The sequence below is a fragment of the Mycobacterium sp. 050272 genome (assembly GCF_039023525.1).
Taxonomy (GTDB): domain Bacteria; phylum Actinomycetota; class Actinomycetes; order Mycobacteriales; family Mycobacteriaceae; genus Mycobacterium.
On the sequence record NZ_JBCHKV010000003.1, the window covers coordinates 1 to 19,527 of the forward strand.

The 19,527-nt window shown below is 65.5% G+C and carries 24 protein-coding genes and 2 tRNA genes; 11 read left to right on the forward strand and 15 right to left on the reverse strand.

Going from position 1 to position 19,527, the window contains the following annotated elements:
• Positions 1 to 205: 205 nt before the first annotated feature.
• The 3 genes from AAHS21_RS07715 to AAHS21_RS07725 are packed head-to-tail and all read right to left on the reverse strand — an operon-like array spanning position 206 to position 2,517.
• Positions 206 to 394, reverse strand: coding sequence for a hypothetical protein (locus AAHS21_RS07715; protein WP_342927118.1), 189 nt, complete (start codon positions 392 to 394; stop codon positions 206 to 208).
• A gap of 28 nt (positions 395 to 422) precedes the next feature.
• The gene (gene lipE / locus AAHS21_RS07720; protein ID WP_342927484.1) at positions 423 to 1,658 is read right to left on the reverse strand and encodes a lipase LipE; all 1,236 of its coding nucleotides are present in this window, start codon (positions 1,656 to 1,658) and stop codon (positions 423 to 425) included.
• A 34-nt stretch (positions 1,659 to 1,692) separates the two neighbouring features.
• Positions 1,693 to 2,517, reverse strand: a complete 825-nt coding sequence (locus AAHS21_RS07725; RefSeq protein ID WP_342927119.1) for a crotonase/enoyl-CoA hydratase family protein — start codon at positions 2,515 to 2,517, stop codon at positions 1,693 to 1,695.
• A gap of 23 nt (positions 2,518 to 2,540) precedes the next feature.
• On the opposite strand from AAHS21_RS07725, the gene AAHS21_RS07730 reads away from it, so the two are divergent.
• Entirely contained in the window at positions 2,541 to 3,125 is a 585-nt protein-coding gene (locus AAHS21_RS07730) for a TIGR03086 family metal-binding protein (protein ID WP_342927120.1), read from the forward strand.
• A gap of 1 nt (position 3,126) precedes the next feature.
• Here AAHS21_RS07730 and AAHS21_RS07735 read toward each other — a convergent pair whose 3' ends face one another.
• From AAHS21_RS07735 to AAHS21_RS07745, 3 genes are all read right to left on the reverse strand, one after another.
• The gene (locus tag AAHS21_RS07735; protein WP_342927121.1) at positions 3,127 to 4,029 is read right to left on the reverse strand and encodes a LysR family transcriptional regulator; all 903 of its coding nucleotides are present in this window, start codon (positions 4,027 to 4,029) and stop codon (positions 3,127 to 3,129) included.
• A gap of 121 nt (positions 4,030 to 4,150) precedes the next feature.
• Positions 4,151 to 4,609 carry a DUF4334 domain-containing protein gene (locus AAHS21_RS07740; RefSeq protein WP_342927122.1) on the reverse strand — a complete coding sequence of 153 codons (459 nt, stop codon included), beginning with the start codon at positions 4,607 to 4,609 and terminating at the stop codon, positions 4,151 to 4,153.
• Entirely contained in the window at positions 4,606 to 5,679 is a 1,074-nt protein-coding gene (locus tag AAHS21_RS07745; RefSeq protein ID WP_342927123.1) for a pyridoxal phosphate-dependent aminotransferase, read from the reverse strand. Before AAHS21_RS07745 ends, AAHS21_RS07740 begins: the two co-directional genes overlap by 4 nt.
• Positions 5,680 to 5,768: 89 nt before the next feature.
• Here AAHS21_RS07745 and AAHS21_RS07750 point away from each other — a divergent pair.
• Both AAHS21_RS07750 and AAHS21_RS07755 read left to right on the forward strand, forming a co-directional pair.
• A tRNA-Ser gene (locus AAHS21_RS07750) sits at positions 5,769 to 5,857 on the forward strand.
• A 34-nt stretch (positions 5,858 to 5,891) separates the two neighbouring features.
• Positions 5,892 to 5,964, forward strand: a tRNA-Arg gene (locus tag AAHS21_RS07755).
• On the opposite strand, the gene AAHS21_RS07760 is transcribed toward AAHS21_RS07755, so the two are convergent.
• The 4 genes from AAHS21_RS07760 to AAHS21_RS07775 all read right to left on the reverse strand — a co-directional run bounded on the left by AAHS21_RS07760 (position 5,930) and on the right by AAHS21_RS07775 (position 8,310).
• Positions 5,930 to 6,406: a hypothetical protein gene (locus tag AAHS21_RS07760; RefSeq protein ID WP_342927124.1), complete on the reverse strand. Its 477-nt coding sequence runs from the start codon at positions 6,404 to 6,406 to the stop codon at positions 5,930 to 5,932. The genes AAHS21_RS07755 and AAHS21_RS07760 overlap by 35 nt on opposite strands.
• A gap of 141 nt (positions 6,407 to 6,547) precedes the next feature.
• Positions 6,548 to 6,766 carry a hypothetical protein gene (locus AAHS21_RS07765; RefSeq protein WP_342927125.1) on the reverse strand — a complete coding sequence of 73 codons (219 nt, stop codon included), beginning with the start codon at positions 6,764 to 6,766 and terminating at the stop codon, positions 6,548 to 6,550.
• A 21-nt stretch (positions 6,767 to 6,787) separates the two neighbouring features.
• Complete coding sequence (locus AAHS21_RS07770) at positions 6,788 to 7,303, reverse strand: hypothetical protein (protein WP_342927126.1); 516 nt, start codon at positions 7,301 to 7,303, stop codon at positions 6,788 to 6,790.
• A gap of 11 nt (positions 7,304 to 7,314) precedes the next feature.
• Positions 7,315 to 8,310 (reverse strand): phosphotransferase family protein, encoded by a 996-nt coding sequence (locus AAHS21_RS07775; protein WP_342927485.1) that lies wholly within the window; start codon positions 8,308 to 8,310, stop codon positions 7,315 to 7,317.
• A gap of 185 nt (positions 8,311 to 8,495) precedes the next feature.
• Between AAHS21_RS07775 and AAHS21_RS07780 the strand changes: the two genes are divergently transcribed.
• Positions 8,496 to 9,437 (forward strand): class I SAM-dependent methyltransferase, encoded by a 942-nt coding sequence (locus tag AAHS21_RS07780; protein ID WP_342927127.1) that lies wholly within the window; start codon positions 8,496 to 8,498, stop codon positions 9,435 to 9,437.
• Here the strand turns inward: AAHS21_RS07780 and AAHS21_RS07785 are convergent.
• Positions 9,427 to 10,377, reverse strand: a complete 951-nt coding sequence (locus AAHS21_RS07785) for a zinc-binding alcohol dehydrogenase family protein (protein WP_342927128.1) — start codon at positions 10,375 to 10,377, stop codon at positions 9,427 to 9,429. The genes AAHS21_RS07780 and AAHS21_RS07785 overlap by 11 nt on opposite strands.
• A 91-nt stretch (positions 10,378 to 10,468) precedes the next feature.
• On the opposite strand from AAHS21_RS07785, the gene AAHS21_RS07790 reads away from it, so the two are divergent.
• The 6 genes from AAHS21_RS07790 to AAHS21_RS07815 all read left to right on the forward strand — a co-directional run bounded on the left by AAHS21_RS07790 (position 10,469) and on the right by AAHS21_RS07815 (position 14,112).
• A complete protein-coding gene (locus AAHS21_RS07790) occupies positions 10,469 to 10,879 on the forward strand; it encodes a MarR family transcriptional regulator (RefSeq protein WP_342927129.1) in 411 nt (136 codons plus the stop codon).
• A gap of 9 nt (positions 10,880 to 10,888) precedes the next feature.
• Positions 10,889 to 11,299 (forward strand): MmcQ/YjbR family DNA-binding protein, encoded by a 411-nt coding sequence (locus tag AAHS21_RS07795; protein WP_342927130.1) that lies wholly within the window; start codon positions 10,889 to 10,891, stop codon positions 11,297 to 11,299.
• A 107-nt stretch (positions 11,300 to 11,406) separates the two neighbouring features.
• Entirely contained in the window at positions 11,407 to 11,643 is a 237-nt protein-coding gene (locus tag AAHS21_RS07800; protein WP_096290551.1) for a hypothetical protein, read from the forward strand.
• Between the two features lie 10 nt (positions 11,644 to 11,653).
• Positions 11,654 to 11,809 carry a hypothetical protein gene (locus AAHS21_RS07805; RefSeq protein WP_342927131.1) on the forward strand — a complete coding sequence of 52 codons (156 nt, stop codon included), beginning with the start codon at positions 11,654 to 11,656 and terminating at the stop codon, positions 11,807 to 11,809.
• 112 nt (positions 11,810 to 11,921) lie between these two features.
• On the forward strand, positions 11,922 to 12,626 hold the full coding sequence (tcrX, locus tag AAHS21_RS07810; protein WP_342927132.1) for a two-component system response regulator TcrX: 705 nt from the start codon (positions 11,922 to 11,924) through the stop codon (positions 12,624 to 12,626).
• Positions 12,604 to 14,112, forward strand: a complete 1,509-nt coding sequence (locus AAHS21_RS07815) for a HAMP domain-containing sensor histidine kinase (protein ID WP_342927133.1) — start codon at positions 12,604 to 12,606, stop codon at positions 14,110 to 14,112. The genes tcrX and AAHS21_RS07815 overlap by 23 nt, the downstream gene beginning before the upstream one ends.
• A gap of 1 nt (position 14,113) precedes the next feature.
• Here AAHS21_RS07815 and AAHS21_RS07820 read toward each other — a convergent pair whose 3' ends face one another.
• Complete coding sequence (locus tag AAHS21_RS07820; protein WP_342927134.1) at positions 14,114 to 14,590, reverse strand: lipoprotein LpqH; 477 nt, start codon at positions 14,588 to 14,590, stop codon at positions 14,114 to 14,116.
• A 170-nt stretch (positions 14,591 to 14,760) separates the two neighbouring features.
• Between AAHS21_RS07820 and AAHS21_RS07825 the strand changes: the two genes are divergently transcribed.
• A complete protein-coding gene (locus AAHS21_RS07825) occupies positions 14,761 to 16,641 on the forward strand; it encodes an alkyl sulfatase dimerization domain-containing protein (RefSeq protein ID WP_342927486.1) in 1,881 nt (626 codons plus the stop codon).
• 1 nt (position 16,642) lies between these two features.
• On the opposite strand, the gene AAHS21_RS07830 is transcribed toward AAHS21_RS07825, so the two are convergent.
• From AAHS21_RS07830 to AAHS21_RS07840, 3 genes are read right to left on the reverse strand one after another with little or no spacing between them, the layout of a single operon-like run.
• Positions 16,643 to 17,611 (reverse strand): NADPH:quinone oxidoreductase family protein, encoded by a 969-nt coding sequence (locus AAHS21_RS07830; RefSeq protein ID WP_342927135.1) that lies wholly within the window; start codon positions 17,609 to 17,611, stop codon positions 16,643 to 16,645.
• The gene (locus AAHS21_RS07835; protein ID WP_342927136.1) at positions 17,611 to 18,222 is read right to left on the reverse strand and encodes a helix-turn-helix domain-containing protein; all 612 of its coding nucleotides are present in this window, start codon (positions 18,220 to 18,222) and stop codon (positions 17,611 to 17,613) included. Before AAHS21_RS07835 ends, AAHS21_RS07830 begins: the two co-directional genes overlap by 1 nt.
• Complete coding sequence (locus AAHS21_RS07840; RefSeq protein WP_342927137.1) at positions 18,219 to 19,526, reverse strand: acyl-CoA dehydrogenase family protein; 1,308 nt, start codon at positions 19,524 to 19,526, stop codon at positions 18,219 to 18,221. Before AAHS21_RS07840 ends, AAHS21_RS07835 begins: the two co-directional genes overlap by 4 nt.
• Between the last annotated feature and the right edge of the window lies 1 nt (position 19,527).

Genomic DNA, 19,527 nt, shown 5'->3' on the forward strand with positions numbered 1-19,527 from the left:
ACCAAACGGGCCTTGGACATGAGGACACCTCGCGATCACTGGGCTGTCCTCTATGTCGGGAGACATCCGTCCTCTATGTCAATGAATCACAGACCTCCGCCACCGCAGCGTTTAGTGGCGCGGCCAATCGCGTCCAATCGCGGCCGGCAGCGGTGGCAGCGACCGTTGTCATGCCTTCGTCGGCGACCACCGCGGCGTCGTCGGTTTAGCTGCCGCCACCCTCGGTGTCGTCGAAGAACGACCACTCGCCGTCGTGCTCGACTTCCATGCGCCAGCCCAGTTCGGTGTTGTCGGCCTTGCTGTCGACGAACCAGGCGTGCGCGTCCTCGGCGCTGGCGATGTCCTTGGTCGCGACGACCTCTCCTTGCGGGTTCAGCACTCGATAGTTGGCCATCGATGCAGTGTTCCCACTGGCGGCGTGCTCAATCGGCCGGAATCTCCGCGGCGATGGTGTTCATCAGAGTCGTGTAGCGGCGCAGTTCCGGATCGCGCCCGGGTTTGCCGCTGCTGATCAGACCGGCTGCCAGGTTGCGCTGAGGGTCGGCCCAAATTGCGATGTTGCTCAAGCCCAGGCTGCCGAACGCTTCCGGCGCATCGCGCCCGAACGGACCCCACCGGTTGGTGCCGAGAATGAAACCGGTACCCCAGCGCGCTGGCATCAGGCCCACCGCGAAATCCGGTCGTAGCCGCCGTGATTCGGTGACCGCGCCCCGCAGCGTTTCCGCTTGCAGTACCCGCACACCGTCGAGTTCGCCATAGCGGCGCCAGATTTCGGCGAAGCGTGACATCTCGTTGGCGGTCGAGACGGTATTGGACGACGGGATCACGGTGGTCAAGAAGAAGGGCTGGTTCGTCACCGGAATCATTTCGTGCACGGTGCCGCCGATGGCCTTCCGGAATATCTGCGCAATCACCGGCGGTAAGGGCCGACCGGTGGCATGGCTCGGGGCGACCAGATCGAGGTCTTGCTTGGCGACGCCAAAGTTGGTCCACCGAAACCCAAGCGGGTCAAGGATTTCGGCGGCCAGGATTTCGCGGATGTCCTTGCCGGCGGCCGTGTAGACGATCTCGCGGATCAATGGGCCCCAGGTCAGTGCGTGATACAGGTGGATCAACCCCGGCCGATACAGCGGCCGAAGATTGCTCAGCATTTCCTGCACGTACTCGTGATCGTCGGTCCGTCTGAGGTCCGGCAGCGGCCCGGTCGGAAACGGCAGGCCGGCGCTGTGCGTCAGCACGTGCCGGATCGTGATGCGGTCCTTGCCGTGGCTGGTGAAAGTGGGCATGTACTCGCAGACCCGGTCGTCCAGGGAAAAGACGCCCCGCTCGACCAGCTGGTGCACCACGGTGGCGGCGACGGCCTTGGCCGCCGAGTACACGCAGAACGGCGTGTCCGTCGTGACGGGGACCTTCTCGGCGTCGGGGGTGTCGGTCGGCGCATTGCCCCAGCCGTGCCCGATGGCGCGGTTGAGCACCACGCGACCGCGGTGCCGGATGCACAACTGGATCGCCGGGTGCATGCCCGCCTGATACCAGTGGCGGGCGGCCTGCCAGATTCGTTCAACGGCGGCGCCGTCGATCTCCGAGTGGTCCTCGTCGCCGAGCGCGGTGACCGAGTCCAGGTCGGCCGGGACACGGATCTTGCCGTCTGCAGTCATCGTTGCCACTCCCGCGAGGGTACGTGGCGCCCGGCTACTCCCCGGTGAACTGCGGCGGACGCTTGGCGAACGTCGCCTGGATGCCCTCGGTGAGGTCCTTGGACGGCAGGAAGGCCGAATTCCAGGCGGCGACGTAGCGCAGGCTTTCCGACACCGCCGCGGTGCGTTGCTGGTCGAGCACGTCCTTGACGCCGTAGACGGCCAGCGGCGGGTTGGCGGCGATTTCGGCGGCAGTGGCGTGGGCCGCGGCCAGCGCGGCCTCGGCGTCGGCATAGACATCGTTGACCAGGCCGATCTTTTCGGCGCGGGCCGCGTCGATGTCCTTGCCCGTGAGCGCCAGCTCGCGCAGCTGGCCGTCGTTGAGGATCAGCGGCAGCCGGGCCAGGCTGCCGACGTCGGCGACGATCGCGAGTTTGACTTCACGCACCGAGAACTTGGCGTCGGCGCTGGCATAGCGGATGTCGACCGCCGAGATCAGGTCGACGCCCCCGCCGATGCACCAGCCGTGCACCGAGGCGATGGTCGGCGTGCGGCAGTCGGCGACCGCGGTGATCGCACCCTGCATGCGCCGTAGTTCGGTGTGAAAATCCGTCCGGGGGCGGGCCAGCGCCCCTTCGGCCAACAACGGCGCGAACGTGCCGCCCATGGCGGGCAGGTCCAGGCCGTAGCTGAAGTTCTTGCCCGATCCGGTGATGACGATGGCGCGCACGTCTCGGTCGGCATCCAGGGTGCCGAACACGTCCGGCATCTCCGCCCAGAACGCGGGCCCCATCGCGTTGCCCTTGCCGGGTCCGACCAGCGTCACCTGCGCGACGTGATCTTTGACCTCGACGGTGACGGATTCGTATGTATCGCCCATATCGAGACCGTAGCGTGGGAATTATGTCTCGTGATTTGCGACCCGGCCCCCATTCCCGGCCCACGGACGAATTGCACAGCGCCGAGGACACGTTAGGGATCTTGCAGCGCGTGCTGCATCCCATCGCCACCGACGATCTGTCCAAGCAGACGCCGTGCACGGAATACGACGTGAACCAGTTGACCGAACATCTGCTGAAATCGATCGCCGGCATCGGCGGAATGGTCGGCGCGGAAATTCCGGAGCGCCAACCCAGCGACTCGGTGGAACGACAGATCATCCTCGCGGCTCGCCCGGCGTTGGACGCGTGGCACCGACACGGCCTGGACGGCACCGTGCCGTTCGGAAAGAGCGAGATGCCGGCTAAGTCCGCCTGTGGCATCTTCTCGATCGAATTCCTGGTCCACGCTTGGGATTACGCCGTCGCGGTGGGCCACGAACTTGACGCCCCTCAACCGTTGACCGAGTACGTGCTGGACCTGGCGCACCAGACGATCAGGCCGGAATTGCGTGGCGCGGCCGGGTTCGACGACCCGGTCGACGTGCCCGCGGATGCCGGGGCTTTGGAGAAGCTTGTCGCGTTCACCGGCCGCGATCCGGCCAGATAATTCACGCGGTCGATTCGGACGCGGTGCGGACCTTCTCGCGCAGCCAGCTGTGGGACGGGTCCTGGTCGAAGCGCGGGTGCCACACCGCGTAGAACTCGAGCTCGATCAACTCGCGAGGCGCCGCCAGGATGCGGGTATGCGCGGGGTCGGCGTTCTTACGGGCGACCCGCTCCGGAAGGGTCAACACGAGCTCAGTGCCGGGCAGGATGCTGGGCGCCAGCGCGAAATACGGCACGCTGACGGCCACCCGACGCGTGACTCCGAGCGGCTCGAGGGCCCGGTCGATCCAGGGCTGACCGATGTCGATGGTCAGGTGCGGCCACCGAAGATACGTTGGCAACGAAACCGATGCCTGGCCGGCCAGCGGGTGCTCGGCGGCGACGACGCAGACGAAGCGATCGCTGAAAACGTGTTGGCTGCAATATCTTTCGGGTGCAGCCCGGCCATAGATCGCCAGATCTATCGTCCCCGCGTCGAGCTTGTCGAATGCGCGCTCGTCCAGAACATCGCAACTCACCGTCGAATTGGGCGATTCAGCCAGGACGGTCCGCACCAGCGCGGGTCCGAACGTCGCGACGGTGTAGTCGCTGACGGCGAGGCGAAACGATTGTGCCGCCGTCGCCGGGTCGAACGCTTCGGCGGCAAACAGTTGCTCCAAATGCGTTATGGCCGTGGTTAGTTGGTCACGAAGGCGCTCGGCGCGCGGGGTCAGCGAGTAGCCATCCGGTCCGCGCACCAGCAGCTCGTCGCCGAAGTGCCGGCGCAGCCGCTGCAGCGCGCGACTCATCGCGGGCTGGCTCAATCGGACCCGGTCGGCCGCACGCGAGACGTGTTGCTCCTCCAGCAGGGCCACCAATGGCGGCAACAGATTCAGATCGACCTGATCGATATGCGTAGTGCGCATGGGTGACATGCTAACGATTCATTTCACAAATAGCAGCAGAGAACCGACGTCTCGAGTCTGCACTCTGGACGGCGTAGCTGCACACTCACCACCCTGAGCGCACACTCAAACGGTAAGGGGGCTATACGCGTTCGAGGTAGAAGTAGTAGTGACGGCCATTGTCCAGCACGCCCTTGCCGTTCATGATGCCCATCACAGCCTGGTCGTCGATCTTCTTGAAGTGGTCGTGCACGGGAGCCCCGTCGTAGACCATCGTGGCGGTGACCTCGCCGCGGAAGTCTTCCAGCCACAGGCTGGCCTCGCCGTTCATCCGCTCCACGTTGGAGTACTTGTTGCCGTCGTCGTCGAGACACACCAGCGGCTGGCAGTCCGAGATCGACTTGAAGTTCTTGCCGAACCAGCGGAGCTTTTCGAGCATGCCATTCGCGCGGTGTCCGGTCGGAAAGTCGCCGCCCTTCCATTCGCCGATCATCTCGTCAAGCGTCGCGGGTTCCAGCGTCGCCCAGAAATCGTCGAGCTCGGCGTCGGTGACGTCGGTCCGGTCTTTCAATTCGTTGAAGTTCTTGCGGGCCAAACTCATTCGTCAACCTCCGGGTGTCTGATCCAATCGCGGGCAAACGCTAGCAGTGCATCGTTTTCCTTGGGGGCACCGATCGAGACGCGGACCCCGTCGTCGCCGTACTGGCGGACGACAATGCCGGTGTCGGCCGCGCGCGTGACGAAGTCCCGGGTGCGCAGGCCCAACGGCAACCAGACGAAATTCGCCTGTGACGGCGGCAGGGTGAATCCGGCATCCCGCAGCCCGGCGCTCACCCGAACCCGGTCGGCGACCAAAGCTTCTGTGCGGGCCAACAATTCGTCGGCGGCGTCCAGTGAAGCGATCGCGGCCGCCTGCGAGACGTTCGTCACCGAGAACGGCACGAATACCTGGTCCAACGCCGTGATCAGGTCGGGATGGCCGACCGCATAGCCGACGCGTAGGCCGGCCAGCCCATAGGCCTTCGAAAAGGTACGCAGCACAACGACATTACGGCGGGCGCGGACCAGGCCCAGGCTGTCGGGCAGCATGCCGTCGCGGATGTATTCGACGTAGGCCTCGTCGATCGCGATCACGATGCGCGGTGGAACCGCCTCGACGAAGCGGATCAGCGTGTCGGGATCGACGACGGTCGAGGTCGGGTTGTTGGGATTGCAGACGAAGATCAGCCGGGTGCGTTCGGTGATCGCGGCCAGCATCGCGTCGAGGTCGAAGGTGTGGTCGGTCAGCGCCACCTTGACAGCGGTCGCGCCGGCGACCTGGACCAGCGGCGGGTAGAGCTCGAAGCTGCGCCAGCCGAAGATCACCTCGTCGCCGGTCGAGGCGGTGATCTGCACCAGCTGCTGGCACAGGCTGACCGAACCGGCGCCGACGGCGATGTGCTCGGGATCGAAACCCGGACCGACATGCTTGGCCAGCGCCGCCTTGAGTTGGACGCAGCCGTTGTCTGGATAGCGGTTGACGACGTCGGTCGCGTGCTCGATGGCGGCGCGGACACTGGGCAGCGGGCCGAACACCGTCTCGTTGCTGGCCAGTTTCATCGAACCCGGCACGGTCTTACCAGGAACGTAAACTGGCAGCCCGGCCAGCTCAGGCCGTAGGCGGGCAGTCACTTCGACAGCATATGTCCCCGCTGTGTACGCTATGCCTCCGGCGGTTCAGGGACGCCCGCGTCGAGTCGGGTACCCTCATGAAGTCCAAGGGAGGCGTGCCAGAGCGGCCGAATGGGGCTCACTGCTAATGAGTTGTCCCCCCTAAAGGGGACCGGAGGTTCAAATCCTCTCGCCTCCGCTGAAGTCCTTTCGGGGACACAACTGAAGTACCGGCGCCCGTAGCTCAACGGATAGAGCATCTGACTACGGATCAGAAGGTTAGGGGTTCGAATCCCTTCGGGCGCGCTTCGCTACCAGCTTGGGTCGGTCCCTCGTCCCGTTTCTCGGCTGATTTCTCGGTGAGGTCGACGACTTCGGACTGGGCCAACCGATCGCCGGTGTCGGGGTCGCGCGCTTCCAGCTTCCACTCGCCGGCGGTGATGCCACTGGTGTCCAGCCACCCCCGGCACGCCTGCGTCAACTCCGTCGGGCTGTCCAGTTCGCGGTGGGTATACGGGTCGTGGTCGTACTCCACCCAGCCTGCGGCCTCGCGGCGCATCAGCGCATGCGTCACCAGCAGGTGCGTACGGCACCGCGCGGCGCGGTCATGGACACTGCCCGGTTGGGTGGGAAAGTACGCGCTACAGACCTGGCAGGTTCTCATCACGTGGTCGGGCTCGTCGTCCGCCGCGATCGGCGTGAACGAGAGTGCGTCCGCCGGGAATCCGGGGTCGTCTTCCGTGCTCATCAGCCGCTCCTCGAGCCGTGGCTTCGGGATTTTGACGATAACCCTTGGCGCGCACGGCCGAGACCGCCGGCTACTGCGGTAAGCCGTTGTTCGGCAAGACGTCACAGAGTGGCTAGAAAGCCCCCGGGAAACGGCGTGTCCCTACGCGTCGCCGTCGTCGGACTCGCTCGCCCCATCCTGTTCGGGCATCGGCCCGACCGTCGCGATCATCGGGATTCTCAGCGTCTTGCCGCCGGCGATCGGCAGGTGCACCGCGAAGAACACGATCTTCAGCTCCACGCTGACCTGCCGCATGGGCTGGGCGTAGAGGTCAAAGCGCATGTCCCGCAGCCGCGCCAGGCCGCGTTCGAGCCGACTCATGGCCTCGACCCTACCGGCCCGCTACGGACGCGGATCGAACGGACGACGTGTCGGCACGGTGACGGTCTGGGTGACCGTGCTGGTCTCCGTGCTTGGTGACAGCGTGACTGTGCTCGTCGGCGGAACGGTCGTCGTGGGGACGGTCGTCGTCGGGGTGTCCGTGCTCGGCGGCGGCGCCGTTTCGGTCACGGTCTGGGTCGGCGGTGGCGCGCCGCCGCCTCCGGGTGGGTGGTGCCGCGTGGGTTCCGCGGAGGTGGTCGTCACCGTCGTCGTGGGCGACGGGGTGGGCGTCGTCGTGGTGGTCGGACTCGGCGCCGGCGAACCGCTCACCAGCGTCACGATCGCGTAGGCCACCAGGCCCAGCACGACCACGCCCAGCGCGCCCGCAGCGACCAGAGCAGCCGGGCGCCGGTACCAGGGTGTCGGGGGCGGCGGCTCGGGGTCATAACCGCCCTGGTCATAACCGCCGCCGTACCGCGCGGCCTGCGTCGGCTCGTACTCGGAGTAGTAGTCGGGTTCCTCGGGATAGGGAGGCACGTCCAAAGATGCTAGCCGCTGCCGATCTGGGTCAGCGCGCGCTCGAACAGGTGCACCGTGGCCGTGTGCAATTGATCGCCGACTTCTTTCTCGGCCTTACCGGCACACGCCCGGGCCAGCGTGCCCTCGATGACGATGCCCAGCTTGAAACAGGCCAGCACGGTGTACCAGGTGATGTGCGACAGGTCGCGGGTGGTGTTGGCGGCGTATCGCTGGAACAGCTCGTCGGTGCTGGCCAACCCGTCCTGACCGCCCAGCGCGTGGCTGAACACGCTGGTTCCGTCGTCTTGACGCCAAGTGGCCAGCAGCCAGCCCAGGTCCAGCAGCGGGTCACCGATCGTGCACATCTCCCAGTCCACGATCGCGACCACGTCCGGCCCGGAATGGGAGAACATCACGTTGGCCGCGTGATAGTCACCGTGCATAATCCCGGGCTTCCAGGTCGCAGGTCGGTGGCGTTGCAGCCACGACGACACGTCCTCGATCCCGGGGATATCCGGACCGGGGTAGCCGTCGTACTCGCGGTAGGAGTCCAGCTCCGAAAGCCAGCGCGGCACCTGACGTTCCAGAAAGCCCTCCGGCTTACCGAAATCGGCCAGGCCCACCGCGACGTGGTCGATGGCGCCCAGCTTCGCCAGCGAGTCGGCCATCGACAGCCCCATCCCGTGCCGCACGCCGGCATCGCCGGCATGCAGTGGCGGCAGTCCCTCGCCGGCGTTGAACCCGTCGACCGGGTCCATCAAGTAGAAAACGGCGTCGCCCAGCACGCCGGTGTCCTCGCACGCAGCGATCAGATGCGGATGCGGCACGTCGGAACCGGCAAGGGCCGCAAGGACTTTAGTCTCCCGCAGGATCACGCTGTTGCTGCGCGGACGCAGGTGTCGGGGCCCACGCCGCAGCACATAGGGCCGCCCGGATCTGGTGAACCGCAGCATCACGTTCTGGGTTCCGCCCGTGACGGCCGAAACCTCCTGCAGCGGCCCGTCGCCCAGCCCCTGCTGGGACATCCATTCCGCGACCGCGTTCAAGTCCACGTGCTCCACGTCGCAGAACCTACTCCGCGGCCGCGGCACCCCTAAGCTGTGGACCCTCTGTGAAGACAGCGCATGTCAGCGTCCGCGAGTGCCAAGGGGCGTTGGCAACTGGAAGAATAGTGAACGCAACCGACTATCAGGGTGAAAGAGGGCTGGCGATGCCACGTACCGACGACGATTCTTGGGACATCACTCAGAGTGTGGGTGCCACGGCACTCGGCGTGGCGGCGGCCCGCGCCGCCGAGACCGAGAGTGAGAACCCGCTGATCAACGACCCGTTCGCCCGCGTATTCGTGAACGCCGCGGGAGAGGGGATGTGGAGCGTCTACGCAAATTCGGACGTGCGGGCCAAGCTGCTCGAGATCGAACCGGACGCGCAGAACCGGCTGAAGCTGATGGTCGACTTCATGGCAACCCGGACCGCGTTTTTCGACGAGTTCTTCCTGGGTGCCGCCGACTCCGGTGTCCGGCAGGTGGTGATCCTGGCGTCCGGGCTGGATGCCCGCAGCTGGCGGCTGCCTTGGCCGGAGGGCACCGTGGTCTACGAGTTGGACCAGCCCAAGGTCCTGGAGTTCAAGGGCGCGACGCTGCGTGAGCACGGTGCGAACCCGACCGCTCAGCTGGTCAACATCGCCATCGACCTGCGCCAGGATTGGCCGAAGGCCTTGCAGGAGGCGGGCTTTGACGCATCGAAGCCGAGCGCCTGGTCTGCCGAGGGATTGGTGCGGTACCTACCCGCGCAGGCCCAGGACCTGTTGTTCGAGCGCATCGTGTCGTTGAGCGCGCCCGGCAGCTGGCTGGCTTCCAACGTTCCGGGGGAGGGCTTCTCCGATCCCGAGAAGGTGCGGCGGCAGCGGGAGGACATGCACCGCATCCGCGCCACGGCCGCCAAGCTGATCGACGCGGAGATAACGGATTTCGACGAACTGTGGTACCCGGAGCAGCGCACGGCCGTCGACAGCTGGCTGCGCGATCGCGGCTGGGACGTGCTGTCGTTGAATTTCCCGGAGTTGATGGGCCGCTACCACCGCAGCATCCCGCCGGGATCCGAGGACTCGATGCCACCCACCCAATTCATCTCCGCACAGCTCAAGGCGTGATCACGATCCGCTGATCGGCGTCGGTGTCGTTCCATGCGGCTTCGACATCGGCAAGCGGCACCGCACGAGTGTCGAGTTCGAAAGCACCCCTGCCGATTTCGGCGGTGATCTCGGGCAATGCGGCCAGGATATCGCGGGCCGGCACCGAGCCCTGTCCGCTACCGACGATCTGCAGCCGCACGGCGCGCAGTGCCGCAGAGAGTATTTCGGCCGACGGCCCGGTCACCGATCCGATCTCGATCCAGGTGAGCGGTTTGCCGCGATCGGATCGGTGGGTGGCGATACCGGCCATCACCCGTGCGGTGATCGGTCCCCACAGGTAGTCGATCACGACGTCGACGTCACGTGCGGCGTGCGCGAGATCGTCGATCTCCGAAGCATTGTCGATCTGTACGACGGCATCGGCGCCCAGCTTTTCCAGCGTGGCGAGCCGCCGTGCGTCGCGGCCGGCCCCGACCACGTGCCCGGCGCCGAGCTGCTTGGCGACCTGCACGGCCATCCGGCCCGAGCTTCCGGTGGCGCCGAGAATCAGCACGGATTGACCTGGCTCGAAGACGATACGGCGGCGCAGGGCCAACCACGATGACATGACGGGGTTCATCGCCGCGGCCACCAGGATGGGGTCGGTGCCGTCCGGAAGAACAATGCTGCGGCGCAGGTCGATGACGGTCTGCTCGGCCATCGCGCCCATTGTGGTGTCCGGCAGCACGAAGTAATGCAGCGTGCCGTCGGGCGCGCGGCCGACTCCGTCGACGCCGGGGACCAGGGGCAACTCGCCAGTGCTGGTGTAGTGCGAGCCGTCGGCCTGAGACCGCACCCGCGGATGCAGGCCGGCGGCGATCACGTCGACGACGATTTCGTTGGGGTTTTGTGTTGTGGGACTTGGAAATTCGCGATAGGAGGGGGGCTTGTCGAAGGTGGTGACGACGGCCGCGTGCATGACGATTCTCCTCTTGGACTTCGAGAGTTAGTTGGTAACGCGAACTATATTAGATGGTAGTACGAACTTATTTCAAGGTATGCTCGCCGCTATGGAGACCGAGGACGACCTCAGGGACAACCTTGTGCAGGTGTCATTCGCAGTGATCGCGGTACTCAACCGCGTTGCCGCCGAACATGATCTGTCGCTGACTCAGCTGCGGGTGCTGGGGATACTGCGTGATCGCGAACCCGTGATGGCCGAACTTGCGGCGTATCTCGGCTTGGAGCGCTCGACCGTCAGCGGGCTCATCGACCGCGCGGTCCAGCGCGGACTGGTGCGCAAGACCACCGATGCCGTCGACGGTCGTTCGGTGCGGGTCAGCCTCACCGCCGAGGCGCGGCGGCTCGAGGTGCGCATCATCGCGCAGATCGGTGAGCTGCTGGCGCCCATGACCGGCAGGCTCAACGTCGCCGACCAGAAGCGGCTCATCGCGCTGTTGGCGAAAGTGCTTGAGCGTTAAGGTCGCGCTATGCCCGATCGAGCCGCCCGAGTAAGCGACGTGCATCGGATCGCCGCGTCGATGCCGCACGTGAAACGGCTGGAGGGGCCCAAGGGCAACGCGATCTATCAGGTCGGCGGAAAGTCATTCGTGTTCTTCCGTACTCCGCAGCCCGACGCGACCGACCCGGACACCGGGGAGCGCTACACCGACGTGATCATGCTCTGGGTGGACTCGGAGAGCGACAAGTTGGCGTTGATCCAGGATCCCGGGTCGCCGTTCTTCACCACTGACCACTTCGACGGGCATCCGTCGGTGCTGGTGCGAGCCGGTCGGCTGCCGGAAATCACCAGAGCGGAACTGACCGAGCTGATTCAGGACGCGTGGCTGTCCAGGGCTTCCAACAAGCGCGCCGCGGACTGGCTGGCCGCCCACGCGTAGTGCTGTCTGACACGGCCGATATGTTAGCCACGGCGAGGTTTAGACATGAGTCCAATGGGTATCGCTAGGCGACGGGAAATTCTTTCTCGAACACAACGGAGGTCACGATGCGTGGTCGCGGAATAATCGGCGCGATCGTCCTGGTGTGGCTGCTCATAGGGGTATTCGCAGCATGGCAACGCGGGTACTTCGAAACAAGCCAAACGAATTGTGTCACCGCGGGAAACATCGCGCTGACAGTGGTCGCAGGGCCGTTGAACTATGGGGGTGTGAACCCCAAAGTCAAGGATTGCCATGTGCCGCAACCCAGTTCAATGCCCAGCAGTCTAGTGTCGCTCACGTAAAGGAAATGTCATGGTCGTCTTAGGTATCGTGCTACTCATTCTCGGATATGTGTTCGCTATTCCTTTGCTCTGGACGATCGGCATTGTCCTGATCGTCATCGGCGCGGTGCTGTGGATCCTCGGGTCGGTCGGTCGCCCGGTGGCCGGCAGGCGCTATTGGTATTAGGTCCTGCCTGCTGTTTCACAGGACACACAAAGGAACGTCATAGCGTCGGCCCAGTCCGGCGCGGATACTGGAATCTGTGACGCAGTCTCGAGCCTCCGTGGAGCGCGTTGTCATGTGCCGCGCGGACGGCAATCCGATCAACGTGCTGGTCGTGGACGACGAATCCGTGTTGGCCGAAATGGTGTCGATGGCGCTGCGGTATGAGGGCTGGAACATCGCGACCGCCGGGGACGGATCGTCGGCGATAGCCTCCGCTCGTGCCCAGCGGCCGGATGTCGTCGTACTCGACGTGATGCTGCCCGACATGAGCGGGCTCGACGTCTTGCACAAACTGCGCGAAGAGAATCCACAACTGCCGGTGCTGCTGTTGACCGCAAAGGACGCGGTGGAAGATCGCATCGCGGGATTGACCGCGGGCGGCGACGACTACGTCACCAAGCCGTTCAGCATCGAAGAGGTGGTACTGCGGTTGCGCGCGTTGTTGCGGCGCACCGGCGTCACGACGATCGACAGCGGCGCGCAGCTCGTGGTCGGCGACCTGGTGTTGGACGAGGACAGCCACGAGGTGACTCGTGCCGGCGAGCCGGTTTCGTTGACCTCCACCGAGTTTGAGTTGCTGCGCTTCATGATGCGCAATTCCAAGCGAGTGCTGAGCAAGGCGCAGATCCTCGATCGAGTGTGGAGTTACGACTTCGGCGGTCGTTCCAACATCGTCGAGCTCTATATCTCTTACTTGCGCAAGAAGATCGACAACGGTCGCGAACCGATGATCCACACGCTGCGCGGCGCGGGCTATGTCCTCAAGCCCGCCGTCTAGGGCGCGGCGAGTCTGGTCGCTTCGGCTACGGCTGCTGGTCGGCCAAGTCATTGTGCTCGCCCTGGTCTGTGTCGGGATCACCGCGGCGACCGAACTGTCGCTGAACCACCACTTGATGCGACAACTCGACGGCCAGCTGGGCGGAACCTCGCATCGCTCGGCGCTGATGTACCCGGAGCCGAATCGTCCGGGCTGGCGTCACGACCACGGCTTCAACCCGCGGCCCGGTCCCGGCCCGCGGTTCCTCGACGCTCCCGGGCAGCCGGCGGGCATGGTCGCGGCGGTGGTCAGCGACGGCAAGACGGTCGACGCCGGCTACCTGACCAGCATTGGTTCGCGGGCCGCGCTGACCGATAGGGCCCAGGAGCAACTGGCGGCAATCGCCGGCAGCCGCAAGCCGGTGACGCTGGATCTCGACGGCCTCGGGCGGTACCGCGTCGTGGCCGCCCCGAGCCGGCGCGGTGGCGACTTGATCGTCACCGGCCTGTCCATGGAAGACGTCGACGCCACGCTGATCCAGATGCTGGCCATCTTCGGGATCGTCACCGTAATCGCATTGGCCGCAGCGACGATCGCCGGGATGGTGATCATCAGGCGAGCCCTGGCGCCGCTGCGGCGCGTCGCGCAAACCGCGCGCAGGGTTTCAAATCTGCCGCTGGACCGGGGCGAGGTCGAACTGCCGGTTCGCGTTCCCGAATCCGACGCCAACCCCTCCACCGAGGTGGGCCAATTGGGGTCGGCGCTGAACCGGATGCTGGACCACATCGCGGCCGCGCTGTCGGCCCGGCAGGCCAGCGAGACGAGGGTGCGGCAGTTCGTCGCCGACGCGAGTCATGAATTACGCACCCCGCTGGCCGCGATCCGCGGCTACACCGAACTCACCCAACGGATGGGCGACGATCGCGAGGCGGTGGCCCACGCGATGAGCCGTGTCGCGTCGGAGACCGAGCGGATAACGCGCCTCGTCGAGGACTTGCTGCTATTGGCCCGACTGGATTCGGGCCGGCCCCTGGAACGCGAGCCGGTTGACTTGTCGCGGGTGGCGGTCGACGCGGTCAGTGACGCCCACGTTGCGGGACCGGATCACCAGTGGGAGCTCGACCTGCCCGAGGAGCCGGTGGTTGTCGTCGGCGATGCGGCACGGCTGCACCAGGTGTTGACGAATCTGCTTGCCAACGCGCGTATTCACACCGGCGCCGGGACCGTCGTGACGACGCGATTGAGCACCGAGCCGACCCACAGCGTGCTGCAGGTGATCGACGACGGCCCCGGCATACCCGCGGCTTTGCAGTCGGAGGTGTTCGAGCGGTTTGCCCGCGGTGATACCTCACGCTCCCGCAAGGGTGGCAGCACCGGGCTGGGGCTGGCGATCGTCTCCGCCGTCGTCAAGGCGCACAACGGAACGATCACCGTCGACAGCGCGCCCGGTCGTACGGAGTTCACGGTGCGGTTGCCACTCAACGGGTGGCAACCGCCCGCGGCCTGAATTAGCTAGTGCAGGTTACGTCGATCTCGAAGGGCTTCTTCACCGGCTGGGTCGGGTTTGCCATGTCGACGCCAGTGGCTGTCCCGGTGATCTTGTAGCTGTTGCCGCTCTTGGTGGCCGAGGCATTGCCCCCACCGCCGGCCGCGGCGTACGCGAGCGTCACGCCGTTGACATTGCCCAGCCCAACGGAGGTCACCTGGGGCGGGTCGGCGTCGGTCAGCACCGCGGCGATGCCGGTCGCGGCGCCGCCGATCGCGATGTTGACGTTGCCGCCAACTTTCGAGCACACGACCGAGCCGCTGACGTTCTGGTCCTTGCCATCGATGATCACCTTGGTGCCACCACCGCCGCCGGAACTGGCCGAAGTGCTGGCACTCGATGAGGAACCACTCGAACTATTCTTGTCGCTCGAACAGCCGGAAATGCCGGCGACCAGAATCGCCGCTCCAGCTACCGCGACCGTCAGTTCACGCTTCACCTGTTCTCCTTTGCCCGATCGTTGCGGTCCTCGACATTGAGGGCCGTCAAGGCAGTATGCGGGTTAACTGGATCGAAGGTCCAGAGCCTCCGGCAAGTGATTCTGTATCCCTAAGTCACTTGACAAGTCGCGTATTAGCGCTGCCGCGCAGGGCGCCGTAATGGCAAGGTATTGCCGTGGACCACAAACCCCCCACCGCGGTCATCGAGTCGGCGCATGGTGAACATGTTTTGCCCTGGGATGACACGACGGATTTCGACAACGCCGATCGTGGATTCATCGCCTCCCTGTCTCCCTGCGTCATCAAGGCGGCCGACGGACGGGTGGTATGGGACAACGATGTCTACGCCTTCCTCGACGGTCCCGCGCCAACCTCGGTGCACCCCAGCCTGTGGCGCCAATCGGGGCTGAATGCGAAACAAGGCCTGTACGAGGTGGTGCCGGGCATCTATCAGGTCCGCGGCTTCGACATCTCCAACATCACTTTCATCGAGGGCGACACCGGGATCATCGTCATCGATCCGCTGGTCTCCACCGAGGTGGCCGCCGCCGCGCTGGACCTCTACCGCACCCACCGCGACGCCGAGCGCCCAGTCGTCGCGGTGATCTACACCCACAGTCACGTCGATCATTTCGGCGGTGTGCTGGGCGTGACATCACAGGCGGATGTGGATGCCGGGACGGTGGCCGTGCTGGCACCCGAAGGGTTCACCGCGCATGCCGTGCAGGAGAACGTCTACGCGGGTCCGGCCATGCTGCGACGCGCGACTTACATGTACGGAAGCCTGCTGCAGCGTGGACCGCAGGAGCAGGTGGGCTGTGGGCTCGGCCAGATTCCGTCGGCGGGCGAGGTCGCGATCATCGTGCCCACCATCGACATCCGGGAGACCGGTGAGACGCACACCATCGACGGCGTGGAGATCGAGTTCCAGATGGCGCCGGGCACCGAGGCTCCCGCCGAGATGCATTTCTATTTCCCACGTTTCCGTGCGTTGTGCATGGCCGAGAACGCCACCCACAACCTGCATAATCTGCTGACCTTGCGCGGAGCGCTGGTCCGCGATCCGCACGCCTGGGCGGGATATCTGACCGAGGCCATCGATGCCTTCGGCGGCCGCGCCGAGGTGGTATTCGCCTCGCACCACTGGCCGACCTGGGGACAGGAAAACATCGTCACGTTCTTGTCGCTGCAGCGCGACCTTTACGCCTACCTGCACGACCAGACGTTGCGCCTGCTCAATCAGGGTTACACCGGAGTCGAGATCGCCGAAATGTTCCAGATGCCACCGGCTTTGGATCAGGTGTGGCACACCCGCGGCTACTACGGATCGGTAAGCCACAACGTCAAGGCGGTCTATCAGCGCTACATGGGCTGGTTCGACGGCAACCCGGGTCGGCTCTGGCCGCATCCTCCCGAGGCCCTCGCGCCCCGCTACGTCGACGCGATGGGTGGGATCGATCGTGTCGTCGAGCTGGCCCAAACGGCGTTCGACGCCGGCGATTTCCGTTGGGCCGCAACGTTGCTTGATCATGCGGTTTTCACCGATAGTGAGCACACCGCGGCTCGCACGCTCTACGCCGACACCCTCGAGCAACTGGGCTACGGCGCCGAGAACGCGACGTGGCGCAACTTCTTCATGAGCGGGGCAACCGAATTGCGCGAGGGTAATTTCGGCACAGCGGGCCAGGTCACGTCGTCGACAATGCTTTCCCAACTGACGCCGGAGCAAATTTTCGACGGCCTCGCGATTCGCGTCAACGGGCCCCGCAGCTGGGATCTGGATCTCACCATCGACATCTCTTTCGCCGACCTGGCCACGAACTATCGGCTCGCCCTGCGCAACGGCGTGCTCGTCTATCGCAACGTTGCCGCCGACCCCGCGACCGCGACCGTTACGGCCAAGCTGGACAGCAAATCTCGGCTCCTGAGAACGGCGATGGGCGACTTCACCTCACCTGGTCTGGAAATCGCCGGCGACAAGAACGCACTGCAGGCGTTTCTCGACATACTCGACGAGCCGAACCCGAAGTTCAACATCGTCACGCCGTAACTCACGCGACGTCGATGACCACCTTGCCCAGCACCTTGCGGTCGGCGACGTGTCGCAATGCCGCCGGCGCCTCGGACAACGGGAATCGCGCGCCGATGTAGGGGCGGACCGTACCGTCGGCGAACATCTGCGTCAGCTCTTCGATGTCGCGGACGAATTCCCTCGGATAGTCGGCCATGAACGTGCGGATCTCCATCCCGCGCACGCAGATATTCTTGAGCATAACGAGATTGAGCGGGATAGCCGGAATGCTGCCCGCAGCATAACCGAGGGTGACAAAGGTGCCGCCGCGGGCCAGGGCGCGCAGCGCCGGCTCCGAATACGACCCTCCGACCGGGTCCAGGACCACCCGCGCGGCATCTCCGGTGAGTTCACGGATCCGCAATTTGAGGTCCTCGCGGTCGTAGTCCACGACGGCCTCGGCGCCGCGCTGCCGACACAGTTCCAGCTTCTCCGGGCTCGACGCCGCGGCAAGCACCCGCGCCCCCATCGCCACCGCCAGATCAACGGCGGCCAGACCCACTCCACCTGCGGCACCCAACACGACGACCCAATCACCTTGCCGCACAGCGGCAGTCGTGCGCAGCGCGTGATAAGCGGTGCGGTAGGTCACCCCGAACGCCGCGGCCGACGCGAAGTCGGCGTCGTCGGGCACCAGCGAGGCCTGCGTCGAGTCGAGCAGTGCCTGCTCGGCGAACGCTCCGAACGTGGTGCCGGCCACCCGCTGACCGGGGCGAAATGGCGCGCCCTCTCCGACGGAGAGCACCTCCCCGGCAATCTCATTGCCCGGGATGAACGGCGGTGGGATCTTGACCTGATACTTGCCGGCGATGAACAGCACGTCGGGGAAATTGACCGCCGCGGCGTGCACCCGCACCAGCATCTGGCCGGGTGCCGGGACGGGGTCCGCAACCTCGTCGAGCACCAGGCTCTCCGGTGGCCCGTAGCTGCGACAGACGACAGCGCGCATCAATTAGCTCCTAACCCGTTGAGACAGAACCGCACCACGTGTGCGATGTCGTCGGGCTCGGGCCGACCGGCCGAGCCCATGTATCGGCGCATCGTCGCCGCGGTGCAGCAGAACACCGCTTCGACGTCGCGCTCGACATCGGTACTTCCCAGTGCCGCAACCGGTTCGATCAACAGATCGCGCAAGGGGTACATCATTGCGTGATCGGCCGTACGCCAGTTCGTCGCGGCGGCCATCTGACCGGCCGCGGCGCGGCTTTTCCTGATCAGGTCGGGTTCGGCGACTTGTGCCAGCGTGCCCTCGATCCAGCGGGCGATCTTATCCCGCGGTTGGGGTTCCTTGGCCATCTGGTGCCGAAGGTAGGACACGACGATGCCGACGCCACGCTCCATCACCGCCAGAATGAGGTCGTCCTTGCCGGCAAAGTACCGGTAGAAGGCCTTGTTCGACGACCCGGCTTCGGCGACGATGTCGCTGACCCGAGGCTCATCGGGCGCAACGCGCTCCATCACCCGCACCGCGGCGGCCAGGATTCGCTCGACCTCCGCGGTCGCCCCCCGTTGCCGCTCGTCGAGGGCGCGTTCGACGGCTGCGGCGACCCTGTCGGTCACGGCGAATGTGGTTGTGCCGGAAAGCTACCGACCAGAGCGCCGTATTTCTGCCGGGCAGCGTCGCGGCGCACATCGAGCATTTCGCTCGGCCATTCGCCCTCCTCGGCCTCATACCCTTTGAGCAGCATGCGAGCCAGGTTCACCTTGTGCGCCTCCGTCGGCCCGTCGGCAAGCCCGAGCGCGATGCCACCCAGCAGCGCGTTCACCAGCGGCAGCTGGTCGGTGAGGCCGAGCGCACCATGCACCTGAATCGCCCGCAGCGCAATCGATTTCAGCACCTGCGAGGCCAGGATCTTGCACGCGCCGATCTCGGCGCGGGCGCCATGCTCGTCGCCGTTGTCGATCAGCCAGGCTGCGTGCAGCACGGTCAGCCGAAACGGGATCAGCTCGGTGTAGGAATCGGCGACGAACTCCTGCACGAGTTGCTTGTCAGCCAGCGGGCTGCCTTGGGTGAAACGGCTTTTCGCGCGCCGTGCCATCATGTCGACGGCGCGCTGCGCCATACCAATCGATCGCATCGCGTGATGCAGCCGCCCGCCGGCCAGCCGGGTCTGCAGAATCAGGAAGCCCTGACCGGCTTCACCGAGCAACGCATCCGCCCCCACCCGCACCCCGTCGTAGTGCACCAGCGAATGTCCCGGTTCGTGCGGGTCCGCGCCCACCAGATGATGGTTGGCTTCCAGATTCAGCCCCTCGGTCCCGGCCGGGATCAGGAAGGTCGAGGCGCCACGGTGGACCGGCACGTCGGGATCGGTGATCGCGACGACGATGAAGAACGATGCGACAGCAGCGTTGGAGGAGAAATACTTTCGCCCGGTGATCACCCAGTCCTCACCGTCGCGCACGGCGCGGGTGGTGAACACGCGCGGGTCCGCACCGCCTTGCGGCTCGGTCATCGAGAAGCAGGAGAAGATCTCCCCGGACAACAACCCCGACAGATACCGGTCCTTTTGCTCCTGCGTTCCGAAGCGCGCGATGATCTCCGCGTTGCCGGTATCGGGTGCTTGGGTTCCGAAGACGATCGGTGCCCACGGGCTGCGGCCAAGGATCTCGTTGATCAACGTCAGCTTGACCGCGCCGAAGCCCTGCCCGCCCAGCTCCGGTCCCAGATGCGGTGCCCACAAGCCATTGTCGCGGACCTGCTGCTTGAGCGGATCGACGATGCGCCGGCGTTCGTCGTTGAGCGGCAGGAACTCGCAGCCCGGGAACAGCACCTCGAGCGGTTCCACCTCTTCGCGGACGAACTCGCGGACCCAGGCCAGCTTTTTCTCGAACTCCGGCTCGGTAGAGAAGTCCCATGACACG

Coding starts and splice junctions, on each gene's coding strand:
- AAHS21_RS07725 (WP_342927119.1), bottom strand. CDS start 2,517: ATGGGCGATACATACGAATCCGTCACCGTCGAGGTCAAAGATCACGTC.
- AAHS21_RS07760 (WP_342927124.1), bottom strand. CDS start 6,406: ATGAGCACGGAAGACGACCCCGGATTCCCGGCGGACGCACTCTCGTTC.
- AAHS21_RS07775 (WP_342927485.1), bottom strand. CDS start 8,310: ATGTCCCAGCAGGGGCTGGGCGACGGGCCGCTGCAGGAGGTTTCGGCC.
- AAHS21_RS07800 (WP_096290551.1), top strand. CDS start 11,407: ATGCGTGGTCGCGGAATAATCGGCGCGATCGTCCTGGTGTGGCTGCTC.
- AAHS21_RS07730 (WP_342927120.1), top strand. CDS start 2,541: ATGTCTCGTGATTTGCGACCCGGCCCCCATTCCCGGCCCACGGACGAA.
- tcrX (WP_342927132.1), top strand. CDS start 11,922: ATGTGCCGCGCGGACGGCAATCCGATCAACGTGCTGGTCGTGGACGAC.
- AAHS21_RS07830 (WP_342927135.1), bottom strand. CDS start 17,611: ATGCGCGCTGTCGTCTGTCGCAGCTACGGGCCACCGGAGAGCCTGGTG.
- AAHS21_RS07735 (WP_342927121.1), bottom strand. CDS start 4,029: ATGCGCACTACGCATATCGATCAGGTCGATCTGAATCTGTTGCCGCCA.
- lipE (WP_342927484.1), bottom strand. CDS start 1,658: ATGACTGCAGACGGCAAGATCCGTGTCCCGGCCGACCTGGACTCGGTC.
- AAHS21_RS07795 (WP_342927130.1), top strand. CDS start 10,889: ATGCCCGATCGAGCCGCCCGAGTAAGCGACGTGCATCGGATCGCCGCG.
- AAHS21_RS07790 (WP_342927129.1), top strand. CDS start 10,469: ATGGAGACCGAGGACGACCTCAGGGACAACCTTGTGCAGGTGTCATTC.
- AAHS21_RS07780 (WP_342927127.1), top strand. CDS start 8,496: ATGCCACGTACCGACGACGATTCTTGGGACATCACTCAGAGTGTGGGT.
- AAHS21_RS07715 (WP_342927118.1), bottom strand. CDS start 394: ATGGCCAACTATCGAGTGCTGAACCCGCAAGGAGAGGTCGTCGCGACC.
- AAHS21_RS07785 (WP_342927128.1), bottom strand. CDS start 10,377: ATGCACGCGGCCGTCGTCACCACCTTCGACAAGCCCCCCTCCTATCGC.
- AAHS21_RS07765 (WP_342927125.1), bottom strand. CDS start 6,766: ATGAGTCGGCTCGAACGCGGCCTGGCGCGGCTGCGGGACATGCGCTTT.
- AAHS21_RS07815 (WP_342927133.1), top strand. CDS start 12,604: ATGTCCTCAAGCCCGCCGTCTAGGGCGCGGCGAGTCTGGTCGCTTCGG.
- AAHS21_RS07740 (WP_342927122.1), bottom strand. CDS start 4,609: ATGAGTTTGGCCCGCAAGAACTTCAACGAATTGAAAGACCGGACCGAC.
- AAHS21_RS07805 (WP_342927131.1), top strand. CDS start 11,654: ATGGTCGTCTTAGGTATCGTGCTACTCATTCTCGGATATGTGTTCGCT.